Origin of the sequence: Paenibacillus sp. (assembly GCF_035645195.1) — a bacterium.
Lineage (GTDB): Bacteria > Bacillota > Bacilli > Paenibacillales > YIM-B00363 > Paenibacillus_AE.
In genome coordinates this window covers 36,085-50,874 of sequence record NZ_DASQNA010000018.1, presented here as the reverse complement: position 1 = coordinate 50,874, position 14,790 = coordinate 36,085, and the positions used below count along the sequence as shown (strand labels likewise).

General features: G+C 60.8%; 15 protein-coding genes. 5 read left to right on the top strand and 10 right to left on the bottom strand.

What is annotated here, in order from left to right; genetic code table 11:
• Window positions 1-76 precede the first annotated feature (76 nt).
• Window positions 77-2,245 (bottom strand): bifunctional 2',3'-cyclic-nucleotide 2'-phosphodiesterase/3'-nucleotidase, encoded by a 2,169-nt coding sequence (locus VE009_RS09225; protein WP_325007105.1) that lies wholly within the window; start codon window positions 2,243-2,245, stop codon window positions 77-79.
• Window positions 2,246-2,427: 182 nt separating this feature from the next.
• On the opposite strand from VE009_RS09225, the gene VE009_RS09220 reads away from it, so the two are divergent.
• The 4 genes from VE009_RS09220 to phnC all read left to right on the top strand — a co-directional run bounded on the left by VE009_RS09220 (window position 2,428) and on the right by phnC (window position 5,840).
• The gene (locus VE009_RS09220) at window positions 2,428-3,309 is read left to right on the top strand and encodes a LysR family transcriptional regulator (protein ID WP_325007104.1); all 882 of its coding nucleotides are present in this window, start codon (window positions 2,428-2,430) and stop codon (window positions 3,307-3,309) included.
• A gap of 115 nt (window positions 3,310-3,424) precedes the next feature.
• Window positions 3,425-4,303, top strand: a complete 879-nt coding sequence (gene phnD, locus VE009_RS09215; protein ID WP_325007103.1) for a phosphate/phosphite/phosphonate ABC transporter substrate-binding protein — start codon at window positions 3,425-3,427, stop codon at window positions 4,301-4,303.
• 15 nt (window positions 4,304-4,318) lie between these two features.
• Window positions 4,319-5,077, top strand: a complete 759-nt coding sequence (gene phnE / locus VE009_RS09210; protein WP_325007102.1) for a phosphonate ABC transporter, permease protein PhnE — start codon at window positions 4,319-4,321, stop codon at window positions 5,075-5,077.
• Between the two features lie 16 nt (window positions 5,078-5,093).
• Window positions 5,094-5,840 (top strand): phosphonate ABC transporter ATP-binding protein, encoded by a 747-nt coding sequence (phnC, locus tag VE009_RS09205; protein ID WP_325007101.1) that lies wholly within the window; start codon window positions 5,094-5,096, stop codon window positions 5,838-5,840.
• Between the two features lie 201 nt (window positions 5,841-6,041).
• Here the strand turns inward: phnC and VE009_RS09200 are convergent, their stop codons facing one another.
• The 8 genes from VE009_RS09200 to VE009_RS09165 all read right to left on the bottom strand — a co-directional run bounded on the left by VE009_RS09200 (window position 6,042) and on the right by VE009_RS09165 (window position 12,200).
• A complete protein-coding gene (locus VE009_RS09200) occupies window positions 6,042-6,707 on the bottom strand; it encodes a hypothetical protein (protein ID WP_325007100.1) in 666 nt (221 codons plus the stop codon).
• A gap of 137 nt (window positions 6,708-6,844) precedes the next feature.
• Window positions 6,845-7,717 carry an AraC family transcriptional regulator gene (locus tag VE009_RS09195; RefSeq protein WP_325007099.1) on the bottom strand — a complete coding sequence of 291 codons (873 nt, stop codon included), beginning with the start codon at window positions 7,715-7,717 and terminating at the stop codon, window positions 6,845-6,847.
• A gap of 51 nt (window positions 7,718-7,768) precedes the next feature.
• Window positions 7,769-8,842, bottom strand: coding sequence for a Gfo/Idh/MocA family oxidoreductase (locus tag VE009_RS09190; RefSeq protein WP_325007098.1), 1,074 nt, complete (start codon window positions 8,840-8,842; stop codon window positions 7,769-7,771).
• 12 nt (window positions 8,843-8,854) lie between these two features.
• Complete coding sequence (locus VE009_RS09185) at window positions 8,855-10,021, bottom strand: Gfo/Idh/MocA family oxidoreductase (RefSeq protein ID WP_325007097.1); 1,167 nt, start codon at window positions 10,019-10,021, stop codon at window positions 8,855-8,857.
• A gap of 18 nt (window positions 10,022-10,039) precedes the next feature.
• Window positions 10,040-10,906, bottom strand: a complete 867-nt coding sequence (locus VE009_RS09180) for a sugar phosphate isomerase/epimerase family protein (RefSeq protein WP_325007096.1) — start codon at window positions 10,904-10,906, stop codon at window positions 10,040-10,042.
• 200 nt (window positions 10,907-11,106) lie between these two features.
• Window positions 11,107-11,292: a YfhD family protein gene (locus VE009_RS09175; RefSeq protein ID WP_325007095.1), complete on the bottom strand. Its 186-nt coding sequence runs from the start codon at window positions 11,290-11,292 to the stop codon at window positions 11,107-11,109.
• 80 nt (window positions 11,293-11,372) lie between these two features.
• On the bottom strand, window positions 11,373-11,876 hold the full coding sequence (locus VE009_RS09170; protein WP_325007094.1) for a DedA family protein: 504 nt from the start codon (window positions 11,874-11,876) through the stop codon (window positions 11,373-11,375).
• 126 nt (window positions 11,877-12,002) lie between these two features.
• Window positions 12,003-12,200 carry a hypothetical protein gene (locus VE009_RS09165; RefSeq protein WP_325007093.1) on the bottom strand — a complete coding sequence of 66 codons (198 nt, stop codon included), beginning with the start codon at window positions 12,198-12,200 and terminating at the stop codon, window positions 12,003-12,005.
• Between the two features lie 118 nt (window positions 12,201-12,318).
• On the opposite strand from VE009_RS09165, the gene VE009_RS09160 reads away from it, so the two are divergent.
• The gene (locus tag VE009_RS09160; RefSeq protein WP_325007092.1) at window positions 12,319-14,142 is read left to right on the top strand and encodes an ABC transporter substrate-binding protein; all 1,824 of its coding nucleotides are present in this window, start codon (window positions 12,319-12,321) and stop codon (window positions 14,140-14,142) included.
• Here VE009_RS09160 and VE009_RS09155 read toward each other — a convergent pair.
• A complete protein-coding gene (locus VE009_RS09155; RefSeq protein ID WP_325007091.1) occupies window positions 14,139-14,687 on the bottom strand; it encodes a GNAT family protein in 549 nt (182 codons plus the stop codon). The genes VE009_RS09160 and VE009_RS09155 overlap by 4 nt on opposite strands.
• Window positions 14,688-14,790: the final 103 nt, after the last annotated feature.

The following is a 14,790-nucleotide window of genomic DNA, read 5'->3' as shown; positions in this document are numbered from 1 at the left end:
GTCCGCCGATTCATGCATCCTCCCGCATAAAAAGAAAAACGCCCGAGGCGGATGCCTCGGGCGATGTCGCGGTTCGTTACTTGGAAGGAATCGCGATGCGCTGGTTCGGGTAAATCAAGTTCGGATTTTTGAGCTTGTTGTGCTTGGCGAGCTGCTGCCAGGTGACGCCGTAGAGTTTGGCGATTTTGGACAAGTTGTCGCCCGGCTTGACGATGTAGATCGATTGCTGCGCCGGCTCGACCGTCTCCGGCTTCGGCGCGGACGGCGCCGTATCGCCGGTCGACGACTGAACGATGCGGTACTCCGCGTATCCGTCCGCCGTAGCGCCGACGTATTCGAGCGTATCCATCGAAGCCGCGAACGCAGCCGCGTCCGGCGACGTCAAGAACGTCACGTTCGCGCGACCGAGCGTGTTCGCCAGCTTCCAATTGCCGTCAGCGGACGGATTGATCGTGCCGTTGTCGCGAATGTAGTCGATGACCGCTTGACGGTTCTCGTCCGGCGCCTTCACGATGATGCGATCGCCCCCCGGGTTCGCGAGCGCGCTGGACGAAGCTCGGTAATTGTTCGTCGCCACAACGAACTTCTGCTCCGGATCGATCGGCTTGCCGTTATACTGCAAGTTTACGATGCGGTTCGAATCGGGGTTGATGATTTCTTTCCCGCTCGCGTCGTAGCGCGGCGGCTTCGTAACGTCGATTTCGTACGTGACCCCGTCGATGACGTCGAAGTTGTACGTCGGGAACGCTGCGTTGACGAGCGGCTGGGGCGCCGCCGACTTCGGGTCGATCGTATTGAATTGCCCGGCCGACCATTCGAGCCATTCTTTCACTTCGGCGCCGGTGAGCAGCACCGCGTGTACCGTGTTCGAGTACAGGTAGAGGTCGGCCACGTTCTTAATCGCGAGCGAGCCCGCCGGAATGTTCGTGTAATACGTCGGGCCTTGGCGGCCGCCCGCCTTGAACGGCGCACCCGCGGACAGTACCGGGAGCCCTTCGTATTCCGTGCCCTGCAGCGCCTTTGCGATATACGCGGTTTGCGCGTCGTTCACGATTTGGATCGACGGGTCGTCTTGCAGCAGCGCGAAAAAGCTGTTGATCGGCGCGGTCGTTTCGCCGACCGGACCCCGCACGTACTCGATCGTATCTTGGTGCTCTTCGTACACCGCTTCGATCACGGCCTGATCGGCCTCCACGAGCGGCGTCTTCGTCGCGGCGTCGTAAATGTTGCGCAGCTCTACCTTCGTCTCTACGACGGACCACTTGCCGTCCGCGAGCTGCAGCTCCAAATCGACGACGCCTAGGCGGTTGCCCCAGAAGCCCGGCATCGCCGCCGCCACTCCGTTGATCGTCCCCTTCTCGAGATCGACGCCGGGGACGCCTTCGAATGCCGGATCCGGAAAGTTCCGGTGCGAATGCCCGAACAGGATGACGTCGATGTCCGGCACCTCGCTTAAGTAATACGTCGCGTTCTCCATGTTTTCGGATTGCGGCACCGTTTCGAAGCCGGAGTGCGGGATCGCGATGACGATGTCGGCGCCTCCCGCTTTCATTTTCGGCACGAGCGCCTTCGCCGTGTCGATGATGTCTTTCGCGACCACTTTGCCTTCCAAATGCGCCTTGTCCCACGCCATGATTTGAGGCGGAACGAAGCCGATGACGCCGACCTTCAGCGTGTGCGTTGCGCCGGATTCGTCGACGACCTCGCGGTCCAATATTAGATAAGGCGTAAAGTAGTGCTTGTCGTTCGACTCGTCGTCGTCGCCGTCGTCGACGTAAACGTTCGCGTTGACGTACGGGAATTCGGAGCCTGCCAGAGACTTCTGCAGGAAATCGAGTCCGAAATTGAATTCGTGGTTACCGATGTTGCCGGCGTCGTAATCGAAGAGATTCATAGCTTTATATACGGGATGCGTCTCGCCTTCTTCGAGCGGATCGACCTTCGCGACGTAGTCCCCGAGCGGATTGCCCTGAATCAAGTCGCCGTTGTCGAACAACAGACTGTTTTTCGCTTCTTCTCGCGCCTTGCGGATCAATGTCGCCGTTTTGGCAAACCCGTATTCGTCCGTAGGCTTGTCCGCGAAGTAGTCGTAATTGACCATGTTGACATGCAGGTCGGTCGTCTCGAGCACCCGCAGCTTCACGATCGCGTCGCCTTCGGCCGCCTGAGCCCATGCCGGCGCCCCCAACACGTTGAAGGCTACCGTCGCGGCGAGCATTCCTTGTTTCCACACTGATTTGCGCATTGCATCCGCTCCTCTGGGAAAAATATGTATTTAACCACCGTTCACCAGTGTACCATAATCTACTTTACAAATTCTTTACATTTGTAAAATTAATAGATCACACGCAATGGCACGGCGCTTTCGAAACGAGGTATACTCATTGGAGTGGAACGAACCGAATTAATAGGAAACGGGTGGCAACCATGCAGCTGAGAAGATTGCAATCGTTCGTGAGAATCGTGGACCGGCGCAGCTTTACGGAAGCGGCGGCGGCGCTCGGTCTGACGACGTCGGCGCTGAGCAAGCAAATCAAGGCGCTGGAGGAGGAAGTGGGGGCGCCGCTCTTCCGCAGGTCCGGCAGCGTGGAACCGACCGCCGTCGGCCGCCTCGTCTACGAGCGCGGGAAGAAGCTGCTGAAGGACTGGGACGCGCTCGTCAGCGAATGCCGTTCGCTCGCGGGGTCGCCGGCGGGGAAGCTTCGCATCGGGGCCTCTACCGTGCCTGCCTCGTATTTGCTGCCGCCGATCATGAAGCGGCTCGTCGAGCTTCACCCGCACGTCGAGCTATCGGTCGTCGAAGACGGCTCCGAAGCGGTGCTTCATCGCTTGGAATCGCGGCAGATCGACGTCGCGTTCGTCGGCTCTCGGCCGCCCTCCCCCGCGCTGCAGTACGTCACCGTCGCATCGGATACGCTCGCGATCGTCGCCGCGGAGCCGGTAGCCGCGCGGCGCGGCGCTCCCGGCTCGGCTTCGCTTCGCGATTGGGTCGGCCTGCCGTTCATTCTCCGGGAGCCCGGTTCCGGTACGCGCCAAGCGCTGGAGCAAGCGCTGGAGCGGCACGGCATTTCCGTCTCCGATTTGAAGGTCGCCGCCGTATCGTCTTCGACCGAGTCGGCGATGGCGCTCGCCGAAGCCGGCATCGGCGTCACCGCCGTATCCCGCTGGGCGCTCGCGCTGCCTCGCAGCGTGACGGTCGTCGCCGAGCTGCCGACCGACCGGCGCTTTTACGCCGCCTTCGAGGCGGGGCGAGAGCGCGATCCGCTCGTCCGCATGTTCCTCGACGCCGCGGCCGCTATATATCCATAGATTTTTTCCGCCCCCTTCTTTACAACCAGGAAGGGGGTTTGTTACATTTATCGTTGAATTATTTTCAATCAAGTGTTGAATATTAGGAAATTCATGAGGGTGGAGAGAGGGCAACATGAAAAAAGCGAAACGCATCATTTTGGCAGCGGCGGCGGCGATGCTGCTGTTCGCAGCCGTCGGCTGCGGCCGACCGGCGGCAAGCGAGCCGTTCCAAATCGCAGTCATTCCGGTGCAAACCGAAGGGCAGCTCGGTGAAGCGATGAATAAGCTGCAGACGATTTTGTCCGATGCGCTGGGCCGCGAAGTGACGATTCAAGATTACCCCGATTACAACGGCGTCGTCGAGGCGATGAACTTCGGCCAAGTCGACATGGCGTTCTTCGGGCCGCTCACGTACGTTATCGCAAATCACAAAAGCGGCGCGGAAGCGATCGTCGTTCAGCTCGTCGAGGATAAACCGACGTACTTTTCCTATATTATTACTCATAAAGATCACCCTTGGAATTCGTTGGACGAGCTGTTCGCCGACCCGTCGGCGGTCACGTTCGCGTTCGGCGACCCGAACTCCACGTCCGGCTCGCTCGTTCCGGGCGTCGAACTGAAGGCGCGCGGCGTGCTCGTTTCCGAAACGGAATCGAAGCTGAAGGAAGTCCGTTACACGGGTTCGCACGACGTCACCGCGCTTGCGGTGCAGAATAAGCAGGTGGACGCGGGCGCGATCGACAGCGCGATCTATGAAAACTTGGTCGAGCAAGGCACGATCGACGGCAGCCAGCTTAAGGTCATCTGGCGGTCGGAGCCTCTGTTCCAGTATCCTTGGGCGGTCAAAAAGGGCACCGATCCGGAGCTGATCAAGCTGCTGCAGGATACGTTCGTTTCCATTACAGATGAAACGATTTTGTCGGGCTTCGGCATTTCCGGCTTCGCGCCGACGACCGACGCCGACTACGAGTCGATCCGCACCGTAGCCGAGAAAGAAGGACGACTCGAATAACGGAGGCGCGGCGACATGCTATGGCTTACGCGAAGCATCATCATCATCGCTCTGCTGATCCTCGGCGTCGTCGCCGTCAGCTGGAGCGATCTCGGGCTTGACCCGGCCCGGCTCCTTTCCGCGGAGAACATCGTTTCGTTCATTCGCAACGATTGGCTTCCGCCGGATTGGAGCGTGCTGCCGGAGGCGGTCCGGGAATCGCTCGTCACCGTGGAGATCGCTTTTTTGTCTACGTTCTTCGCGCTGGTCTTCGCGGTGCCGCTGAGCTTTCTCGCGGCGGGCAACGTCGTCTCCGGCTGGCTTCGCGGCGTCGTCCGCTTGTTTTTGAGCTTCCTGCGATCCGTTCCGGAAATCGTCTTCGGCCTCTTGTTCGTCGTCGCGGTCGGCTTGGGACCGTTTCCCGCGGTCATCGCGATTTTCCTTCATAACGTCGGCGTGCTCGGCAAGCTCGTATCGGAGCTGGTCGAAGCCGCCGACCCGGCGCCGCAGGAAGCGCTGCGGGCGGCGGGCGCCTCCCGGGGCGTCGTCGCGTTGTACGCGGTGCTGCCGCAAATCGCGCCTAACATCGTCTCGCAATATTTTTACCGGTTCGAGGTGGCGATCCGCACGTCGCTCATTCTCGGCATTATCGGCGCAGGCGGCATCGGTCAGCAGCTGTTTATGCATTTCAAAGTGTTCAAATACGCGCAGGTGACGGTCGACGTCCTCGTCGTGATGGCGCTCGTCGTCGGCGCCGACGCGTTCAGCGCATGGGTGCGCAAACGGATGATCTGACGAAGGGGGGATTCGCATGACGGTTCGTATGGAACAGGTGACCGTAACGTACGGGCGCGGCGCGGCAGGCTCCGCGCTCGACGGGCTGTCCCTCGCGTTCCGCCCCGGGGACTTCGTCGGCGTGCTCGGACGCAGCGGCGCCGGCAAATCGACGCTGATCCGCTGCATCAACGGGCTCGTGCGCCCTTCGTCGGGCGTCGTCGAGGTCGACGGCCTCGACATGACGCGGATCGACGAAAGAGGCCTGCGGGAAGCGCGCTCGCGCATCGGCATGGTGTTTCAGCAGTTCGGCCTCGTGCCGCGGACGACGGCGCTCACGAACGTCATGCTCGGCACGGTCGGGCAGCGCCCCGCGTGGCGTAACGCGGTCGGCTACTTCGGCCGCGACGAACGGCAGCGGGCGCTGGCGGCGCTCGAGGCGGTCGGCCTCGGCGACTACGCGTCCCGACGCGTCGAGCAGCTGAGCGGCGGGCAGCAGCAGCGCGTCGCCATCGCCCGCGCCATGATGCAGCGCCCGACCGTACTGCTCGGCGACGAGCCGGTGTCGAGTCTCGATCCGGTCACGTCGCGAGGCATCATGGAGCTGTTCGAGCGCGTGCATCGGGAAGACGCGCGCCGCATCACGATCGTCAATTTGCACGATCCCGAGCTCGCGCTCGCCTTCTGCAGCCGGATCGTCGGCCTGAAGGCCGGCTGCGTCGTATTCGACGGCCCTCCCGGCGACGTCACCCCCGACGTCCGCCGGACGATCTACGGAGAATAGTCGGTTCAACCGCGGCCCCCGGGCCGCATGTAGTCGGAGTTTCTCCGACTATTTCGCCGTCCGCGGCCTCAGAGCCGCGTTTAGTCGGAGTTTCTCCGACTATTTCCCCCTCCGCAGCCGCCAGGCCGCGTTTAGTCGGAGTTTCTCCGACTATTTCCCCCTCCGCTGCCGCCGCGCCGCATGTAGTCGGAGTTTCTCCGACTATTCCCCCCCGCGGCCCCAGCGCCGCCCCAATGCCTCCGTCCGCACGCGGTACCGGTGCACCCGCTTCGCCTCGACGGACACCGGCTCCAGCCATCCGTCCCGCACAAGCTGCCGAAGCTTTGCTAGCGTCGGCTTGTCGCTCTTCCGAAGGGTCTCTCGAGCTTCGCCGACCGTAATTTCTCCGCCCCGGGCCATCGCATAATAAAGCAGCGCTTCCGTTTGCGCGTCCCGTTCCGCGGGCAAGGCAAGACAGCGCTCGAGCAATCTTCGAGAAATCCATGGCTTTTCGACGACATCGTCATATGAAAATCTCGCCACCCGCCAACCGACGATTTGCAAGGCTACATCCCGCCTTCGTTCATCAGCGAATTGACGCCGATCAATATCTCTCAAATGCGGACCGTACCCATCGATTTCTAAATCCCACATGAAGCCCGACGCAAAAAAAGCATGATCCAAAAACCTCGTCTTCCCTTCCGCATCGATCGCTTCATGCTCCGGAGACAACCCTTCCAGCGAGCCGAAAGCCGGATACCATACGTTCCGTAAAAACGATATCTCCGCCTCCCCATACCGCTCCAGCAAACGGCGCCGCCGCTCCCCTCTGCTGCGTTCCGCATGATGCCGGAACCACGTCCGAAACGCTCGTTCGAATTGTTCCACGGAAAATCCCCCCTCTGCAAATAAGAAAAACTTCTTTCGAAGTACATACAAGGATGAGCGAACGCGATAAAAAAAGCGCCGCCGCCCGGAATGGGCGACGGCGCATGCTTTGCGTCCGTTTCAACAACACTCGATAACTAGTGATGACTCCTTACCAAGAACGGCGATTCGGGAATCGCTCCGCCGGCGGCGGAAGAACGTTTCCGGTACTGCTCCGGCGCGCAGCCTTCGATCTGCTTGAACACGCGGCTGAAGTGCGGCAAATGCTTGAATCCTACGCGCCGTCCGACCTCCGACACCGACAGCGACGGCTCGAAGAGAAACAGCGTCTTCGCCTGATTAATGCGCCGTTGATACAAAAATTGGAACACGGTCCAGCCGGTGACCGCCTTGAACACGCGCGCCAAGTAATGGCGGCTGACATGCAGCTCCCGCTCCACGTCCTCCATCGTCAAATCCTCGGCATAGCGCGCTTCGATCAATTCGATGACGCGCTGCGCGTGGCGCTCCCGCTCGCTGCGCTGCGCGTCGCTCTCCTCCAGCTCGCGCTCGCACAACTCGCGGACGACGTACAGCAAATCCACGAACCGCAGCATAAACCGTTCATACGCATGCTCGTCGTCCGACCGGTACGTCTCGGCCATGCGCTCGAGCAGCGTCTCGACTTCGGCTTTGCGCGCGCCGGTCGGAATGCGGGCGTTGCGCAGCTCCTCGAACGGCTTCATAAGCGGCACCGTATATTTCCGGTTCATGAACTCATGCACGAACTCCGGGTAAAAATGGATGATGCTGCGAACGTACGGCACCCGCATGTCGGGGTTCGGCGTATGCAGCGTCATGCCGTGCATCAAAAGCAAATCGCCGGGCTGCAGCGAGTACACGTTCGGGCCGATGACGTAATTGCACCGCCCGCCGTGGAAATAATAGATTTCGTAGTACGGATGCGAGTGGAACGTCATCTGCGGGTAATTGTCCGACCGATACCCGAATTCCACGGGCTTCATGGCCATCGTGTCCTTCCCGTCTGCGGATTCCCCCACATTGTACCGCAAGCGGCGCGATTATTCTACCCGCTCGGCGGCGAGCTGGGCGCGGACGCACAACTCGCCCGCTTTGAACGCGTGCGCTTGCGTCATCGCGAGCTCCGTCCGGTTCAGGCAATCCAAGATCAATTCGCCGAAGAACGGATAGCCGACTTGGCCGCGCAGCGAGAAATGCTTCTCTCCCTCCCCGTTCACGAGGTACAGATGATCCGGCTCGTTCGACCGCGCGATATCGATATATTTGCGAAGTTCGATATAACCTTCCGTGCCGAGGATGATCGTCCGGCCGTCGCCCCACGTGCCGAGACCGCTCGGCGTCAGCCAGTCGACGCGGAAGTAGTTGGTCGCCCCGTTGTCGCCGATCAGCGTCGCGTCGCCGAAATCTTCGAGCTCCGGATAGTCTTTGTTGTTATAGTTGGCGACCTTGCTGGACACGACTCTCGCGTCCGAACAGCCGGCGAAAAACAAAAACTGCTCGATTTGATGGCTGCCGATGTCGCACAAAATGCCGCCGTACTGCTCCTTCTTGAAAAACCACTCCGGACGCGACGGCGCGTTCAACCGGTGCGGACCGGTGCCGATCACCTGCACGACGCGGCCGATCGCCCCGTCTTTCACGAGCTGGCCCGCGAACACGGCGCTTTCGACGTGCAGCCGCTCGCTGTAGTACACCATATACTTCTGCCCGGTGCGCGCCGCCGTCTCCCGCGCCGCCTCGACCTGCTCGAGCGTCGTGAACGGCGTTTTGTCCGTAAAGTAATCTTTGCCGTGCTCCATGACGCGAATGCCGAGCGCCGCCCGCTCGGACGGAATGGCCGCTCCGGCGACCAGACGAATTTCCGGGTCCTGCAAAATGTCGTCCAACGTTTCGGCCCGTCGCGCCTCGGGATAGCGCTGCAAGAACGCGTCCACCTTTTTCGGATCCGGGTCGTACACCCATTTCAACGTGCCTCCCGCTTCCACAAGCCCGTTGCACATCCCGTAGATGTGGCCGTGCTCGAGCGCCGTCGCGGCGAACGGGAACTCGCCTCGGCCGACGACCGGCTTCGGCTTCCCCTGCGGGGCGTAATTCATTCCGTCGCTTCTTTGCATACCTTCATCCCCTTACGAATTGAATGTGCCTTTGACGTTGGCCACGACCTCGACGGTCTCCGGCTTTTGGTATTTCGAATTGCGGATGCGTTCCTGCAGCAGGTCGTAATACAAATCTTCGTCGATCGGCAAATTCACCCAATTGTCGGTCCACGTGGAAAGGTGCATCGCGTTCGAAATCGTGAGGCCCAGGATGCCCTCTTCCCCCGGCGCAATCAGCGGCGTTCCTTTCAAAATCGCGTCGACGAAGTTTTGCGTAATGCCTTTGTGTCCCGGGTTGTCGCCCTCGATCGGCACCTCGCATTTCCAGCATTCCGGCTGTCCGAAGCTGCCTTTGTACGTCGCGTTGAATTCCGGCTCGGACACCCGCAGCCGCCAGAACGTCAGCTTGCCGTCCTCGATGACGATTTTGCCGCGGTCGCCCGTCACCTCGAAGCGGTTCGTTCCCGGCGCCTCGCCGGTCGTCGTGACGAAGACGCCCGTCGCGCCGTTCGCGTATTCGACGTACGCGGTCACGTCGTCCTCGACCTCGATGTCGCGGTATTTCCCGAAATGGCAGAATGCCCGAACGCGCGTCGGCATCAATCCGGTCGTCCACTGCCACAGGTCGAGCTGGTGCGGATCCTGGTTGATCAGCACCCCGCCGCCTTCGCCCGCCCACGTCGCGCGCCAGCCGCCGGAGTTGTAGTAGCTCTGCGACCGGTACCAATTCGTAATGATCCAGTTCGTCCGGCGCACCTCGCCGAGCTCCCCGGAAATAATTAAGTCGCGCAGCTTTCGGTACAACGGATTCGTCCGCTGATTGTACATGATCGAAAATACTTTGCCGCTGTTCGCGGCCGCTTCGTTCATTTGCCGCACTTGTTTCGTGTAGACGCCCGCCGGTTTTTCGATCAGCACGTGCAGACCGTGGCGAAACGCTTCGATCGCGCAAGCAGGATGCTCGTAGTGCGGCGTTGCGATCAGCACCGCGTCCACAAGTCCGGAGGCGAACAGCGCTTCCGCCGAATCGAATACGGCGACGCCGGGGAACGATTCCGCAGCCTGCTTTCGCTTCGACTCGAATAAGTCGCTGACGGCCGTCAGCTCCGCTCCTTTCACCTCGCCCGCGGCCAAATAATCCGCGTGCCCCCATCCCATGTTGCCCATGCCGACGATGCCGATTCGGACTTTATTCATAGTAGCGCCTCCCCTTGATTACGTGCGTTGAACTTCCGCGCTCTCGCCGAGCAGCGACCGGAACCAGCCGACGAACTCGCCGAGCAGCGCCTTGCTCGAATGCGTGCCGCTGAAGTCTTCGACGCCGCACCAGCCGTCGTAGCCGACCGCCTGCAAATCCGCGACGACCTGCTTCCAATCGACGACGCCGCGGTCCATGGCGGCCCAGCGGCACTCCCAGCCCGAGCCGTCCGCCTTCGGGAACCAGCCCGCGTTCTTCACATGCACATGCGCGAGGAACGGCCCGAGCAGTTCAAGGCCCATCCGGTAATTTTCGTACCCTTCGTGCACCATATTGCCGGGGTCGTACAGGACGCCGATCCGCTCCGGCGAAAATCGTTCGACGAGACGGTACGCGAGCCCCGCGCTCGGCGCGATCGTCTGGTGATGCGTCTCGACGAGCCCCTTCACCCCGTACCGGGCGGATAGCTCCTCTACCGCCTGGAGGTAGTCGATCGCCTCCGCGAACAAGTCCGGATAGCGCCGGGACCGATCGTACCGCGGCACGCCGACGCGAATCGCCTTCGCCCCGAGGCGAGCCGCATGCCGCATTGCGCGTTCCGTGCCCGGAACGTCGCCGCAGGTCAAATACGGCGTGATCGTAACCGTTTGCAAACCGGCGCGGCTCGCTTTCTCCTTCAGCGCATCCAGCTCCTCGTCCGTCGTCGTCTCCGGGTCGAGCGTGCACGCGTTATTCCGCCAGAACGACGGCGCTTCGCCGCGCACCTCCGCGGGCGTCGAAGTATAGCGCCATTCGATGCCTGCGATCCCGGCTTCGCTCGCGGCGTTGATCAGCGCATCAGGGGTTAAATCCGGCGTACATACGGTAAACACGGACAGCTTCATTACGGTTCCTCCTTGAATAACTTTCTCTTTGATAACCTTAACATAACAACCGCTGCGGCGGGTTAACTCCCTGTGGGTAGTATCGCGTTTCGTTTAACTGTGGTTGACTATCCGCATTGCCTGCCCCTGCCGCCGCCCCCGAACGCGAAAAAGCCGGAGCACGCGTTCGATCCGCGTCTCCGGCTTTCTCTAACATTCAGCTAGCGTTTGCGTCTTACGCCCGTGCTCGGGAAGCCCGGCTTCTGCTCGACGGCGTAGCGGCCTTCCATTTCCTCGGCGAATTCCGTCTCCTCGCCCTCGCCGCGCTCGCGAACGTCGTACTTCGGCGTTTGCGGCATTTGCGATTCGTTGTTATCCACCACGCGCCTGTTATTCCCTCGGCCCATCGTCGCTCCTCCTTTCCTGCAAGCCTGCGAAAAGTAGTATGCGCAAAAAAAGCGTTCCCCCGCACCCTGCGAGGAGACGCTTATGGAATCTGCAAAATCGCTTCGTTGATTTCGTCCCCGGTCACGTAGCCGACGATGAAAAACAACGCGGTCCACACGAACGCCCCGGTGTAGGCGAATAAGGCGAATACGGGGTAACCGACGCCCCCGGCGCCGATGACGTACGGGACGACGTTCCGCACGACGGGAATGAAGTACGTGAACAATAAGGCCGTACCTCCGTATTTTTCGACGAGACGCTGCGATCGCGCCACATACGCTTCGAATTTCGGCCGCCGGCCGAGCCGCTCCAAAATCGGCACGCCGACGAACCGCCCGACGACGAAGCCGATCGTCAGTCCGCAGCAGATGCCCCCGTACGTCATAAGAAACGCCGGCACCGGCAGCAGCATGCCTTCGGACGACACCGCTCCCCCCGACATGACGACGACCTCGTTCGGGATCGGCAGGCCGACGATGCCGAGACAAAACGCAAAGAACAAGGCCGCGTAGCCGTATTCGTTTAGCAACGCCTCGATTTCCACTCTAACGCCAACTTTCTGCGACTCTATCGTTTATCGCTAGTTTATGAATCTAGTTTACCTCTTTTCGCTTGGAAAGCAAAACCATCCGCGGACCGGGGACGCCCGGCCTAAAGTCCGGTTCGCCGTTCAACGGACATGGCTTTCGCGGCGAAGCGTCAAGCATACGCTGAGCGAGCGGAACGTTGCGCACAACCGCCACTCTTTCGCGGGATTCGCCTCCGCCTCCGCCTTTGCCGCCGTCAACATCCAACCGTTCCTGCTGACGTCCCGAAGCCGGCGACGCTCCTCTTCCGCACGCTGTTCCTCGAAAAAAAGTTCCCGCATTTCGATTTCCCCCTTGAGCTCCTGCATAACTCCATTGTAAGCTGTTAAAAGGAGAAGAAAAGTGAAATTCCAAAACTTTACTCTTCACCTTTTATCGGGAGATCGAGGAGGGCGGCGCATGCAGCTCGAAACGCACTATTTGAATTTATATGACGAATTGGGCGCAAATACGCCGGGCGAACGAATGCCGGTTACGGTCGAGCGTCTGTCGGGCGTGTTCCAATGCACCGACCGCAACGCGAAATTCATCCTTCGCAAAATGGAGGAAGCCGGCTGGATCGCATGGCATCCGGGACGCGGCCGCGGCCGGACGTCGGAAATCGAGCTGAACGTCGAACGGGAACAGATCCTGCAGGATATCGCGAAGCGGCTTGCGGAGCAGGGCGACGTGCGCAACGCGATGAACCTCGTTCACGAGCGGGCCCGGACGCCGGAAAGCGCGGAGCGGTTTTCCGCATGGCTGTCCGATTTTTTCGGGTTCCGCCAAGAGGATCGAAGCGAACGGACGACCGATACGCTCCGGATCCCGGTGTTCGATCAAATCTTGTCGCTCGATCCCGCCCTCATTTACTTCTGCGGAGAAGGCCATTTGTGCCGCCAAATTTACGACACGCTCGTCAAATACGACCCTGAATCCGACGGCGTCGTGCCGAGACTCGCCCATCATTGGGAATCGAACGAGGATGCGACGCGATGGACGTTTTACTTGCGCAAGGGGGTATTGTTTCATCATAAACGGGAATTGGACGCGCATGACGTCGTCTTTACGTTCGAGCGTCTGCGCGATCACTCCAACTTTTGGATGATCGACTCGGTCGCGGCCAAACAAGCGTACGTCGTAGAGTTCCGGTTGAAGGACAGCTGCGTGTGGTTCCCGCGCATCGCGGGCTTCGACAACGCCTCGATTTTGCCGAGGGACGCCGTTAAGCAGCGCGGGGACGCGTTCTTCTCCGTCCCGATCGGCACAGGACCGTTCCAGATCGCGAAGCTGACGGAACAGGTATGCGTGCTCGACGCGTTCCCCTATTATTATCTCGGGCGCGCGCACTTGGACCGCGTCGAAATGCATTTCATTTCGGAAGGGAACGAACTCGAGGCCGCTCGAGGCCCTGTTGATCTCGTGCACAAGGGCAGCTGCAACGCCCCTCTGCCGACCGGGTATTTGGAGCGGCTCCGCACGTCGACGGCAGGCTGCTGCCGTTTGCTCGCTTTCAATATGAAGCGCGAAGGTCCGCAGCGGAACCCGGCGTTTCGCGAAGCGCTCGGCCTGATGATCGACCGCGAAGACATGATGGCCCGTCTCGGCGACGATCGGCTGCGCTTAGCGGAAGGGTTCTGCGATGTGGGCGCGGAGACGCCATCGGCACCCCCCGCCGATCCGGATCGTATTAGGGAGCTGCTTGCGAAATCCGGCTACGACGGCGAGACGATCATTCTCGACTCGAACGTCAACCGGGAACGGGAGGCGATGCTGCTTCGCGAATACGCCGCCCGATACGGCGTCCGCATCGAGCCGAGATTGTCTCGGTTTTGCGATTTTTATAAGTACGCGAACCAAACTCCGGGGCACATTGTGTTTTATAACGCGGTGTTCGAAGACGGGGAGGCGACATTCATCGATATGGTGTTTTCGCCGCGGAGCGCCGTCGGCATGCACCTGCTCGACGACGAGCTCCGGAACGCGGCGCGGTCCATCGTCCGGCGCATGTTTCGCGAACGCACCGCCGAAGGGCGCTGGAACTGCGTCGCGGAGCTGTCCCGGCTCGTTCGGTCTTCGCACGCGATTCTTTTTTTGTTCCATTCGGCGTTCGACTCGTACTACAATCCGAGAATCGGCGGCGTATCGCACAATACGCTCGGCTTGATCGATTACCGCAACGTTTGGTACAAAACGGCGCAAGAAGAGGACGCCGCCGATCGCCTGCAGCAGGCGCTCGTCTAGAACGGAACGTCGTTCCAATGGACGGGCGTCGTCCGCCCGCTCGCCCAATCGTCCCGCAAAATCGCATAGCCGACCGAATCGTAATAGACGCCTTCCGTCGGCCACGATTTCCGATGGTAGCCTTCTTTCACGAACCCCGCTTTCGCGAACGTTTTGCGCATGGCGTAGTTATCGACGCGCGTGTGCCCTTCCATGCGGATTTTCTCCGGGAACGCCGTGAACAAATAATCGGTCAGCCGCCGAAGGGCCGCCGTACCGATGCCCTGCCCGCGCGCGTTCCGGTCGATGCGAATGTCGAACAGCGGCGTCAAATCGCCGAGGTCGAACAGCCGAATGAGCCCTACGTCGGCTCCGTCCGCCCGGACCCAGAACGTCTTCGTCTCTTCCCCCGCGTATCGGCCTTTCGCGAGACTCTCGCGCACGCTGTCTTCCGTCAAGTTCGGGGTGCCGTGGAACGGCCAAGGCTGGCTCGTCAGAAACGCGACCAGCCGCTCCGCTTCGCCGCCGTATTCGCGCAGTTCGATCCGCGCGTTCGTCGTTGTCATTGCCGTATCTCTCCGTTTCTCGAATGTTGGAATCGCGCCTTGCTCCCCACTTGTTCGACGCACTTCCTGCATTTCCCTCCAACGATGCGCAAAGGACGCCTGC

Excerpts from the sequence above, each read along its gene's own strand:
- VE009_RS09225 (WP_325007105.1), bottom strand. The coding sequence starts at position 2,245 with ATGCGCAAATCAGTGTGGAAACAAGGAATGCTCGCCGCGACGGTAGCC.
- VE009_RS09220 (WP_325007104.1), top strand. The coding sequence starts at position 2,428 with ATGCAGCTGAGAAGATTGCAATCGTTCGTGAGAATCGTGGACCGGCGC.
- phnD (WP_325007103.1), top strand. The coding sequence starts at position 3,425 with ATGAAAAAAGCGAAACGCATCATTTTGGCAGCGGCGGCGGCGATGCTG.
- phnE (WP_325007102.1), top strand. The coding sequence starts at position 4,319 with ATGCTATGGCTTACGCGAAGCATCATCATCATCGCTCTGCTGATCCTC.
- phnC (WP_325007101.1), top strand. The coding sequence starts at position 5,094 with ATGACGGTTCGTATGGAACAGGTGACCGTAACGTACGGGCGCGGCGCG.
- VE009_RS09195 (WP_325007099.1), bottom strand. The coding sequence starts at position 7,717 with ATGGCCATGAAGCCCGTGGAATTCGGGTATCGGTCGGACAATTACCCG.
- VE009_RS09190 (WP_325007098.1), bottom strand. The coding sequence starts at position 8,842 with ATGCAAAGAAGCGACGGAATGAATTACGCCCCGCAGGGGAAGCCGAAG.
- VE009_RS09185 (WP_325007097.1), bottom strand. The coding sequence starts at position 10,021 with ATGAATAAAGTCCGAATCGGCATCGTCGGCATGGGCAACATGGGATGG.
- VE009_RS09180 (WP_325007096.1), bottom strand. The coding sequence starts at position 10,906 with ATGAAGCTGTCCGTGTTTACCGTATGTACGCCGGATTTAACCCCTGAT.
- VE009_RS09175 (WP_325007095.1), bottom strand. The coding sequence starts at position 11,292 with ATGGGCCGAGGGAATAACAGGCGCGTGGTGGATAACAACGAATCGCAA.
- VE009_RS09165 (WP_325007093.1), bottom strand. The coding sequence starts at position 12,200 with ATGCGGGAACTTTTTTTCGAGGAACAGCGTGCGGAAGAGGAGCGTCGC.
- VE009_RS09160 (WP_325007092.1), top strand. The coding sequence starts at position 12,319 with ATGCAGCTCGAAACGCACTATTTGAATTTATATGACGAATTGGGCGCA.
- VE009_RS09155 (WP_325007091.1), bottom strand. The coding sequence starts at position 14,687 with ATGACAACGACGAACGCGCGGATCGAACTGCGCGAATACGGCGGCGAA.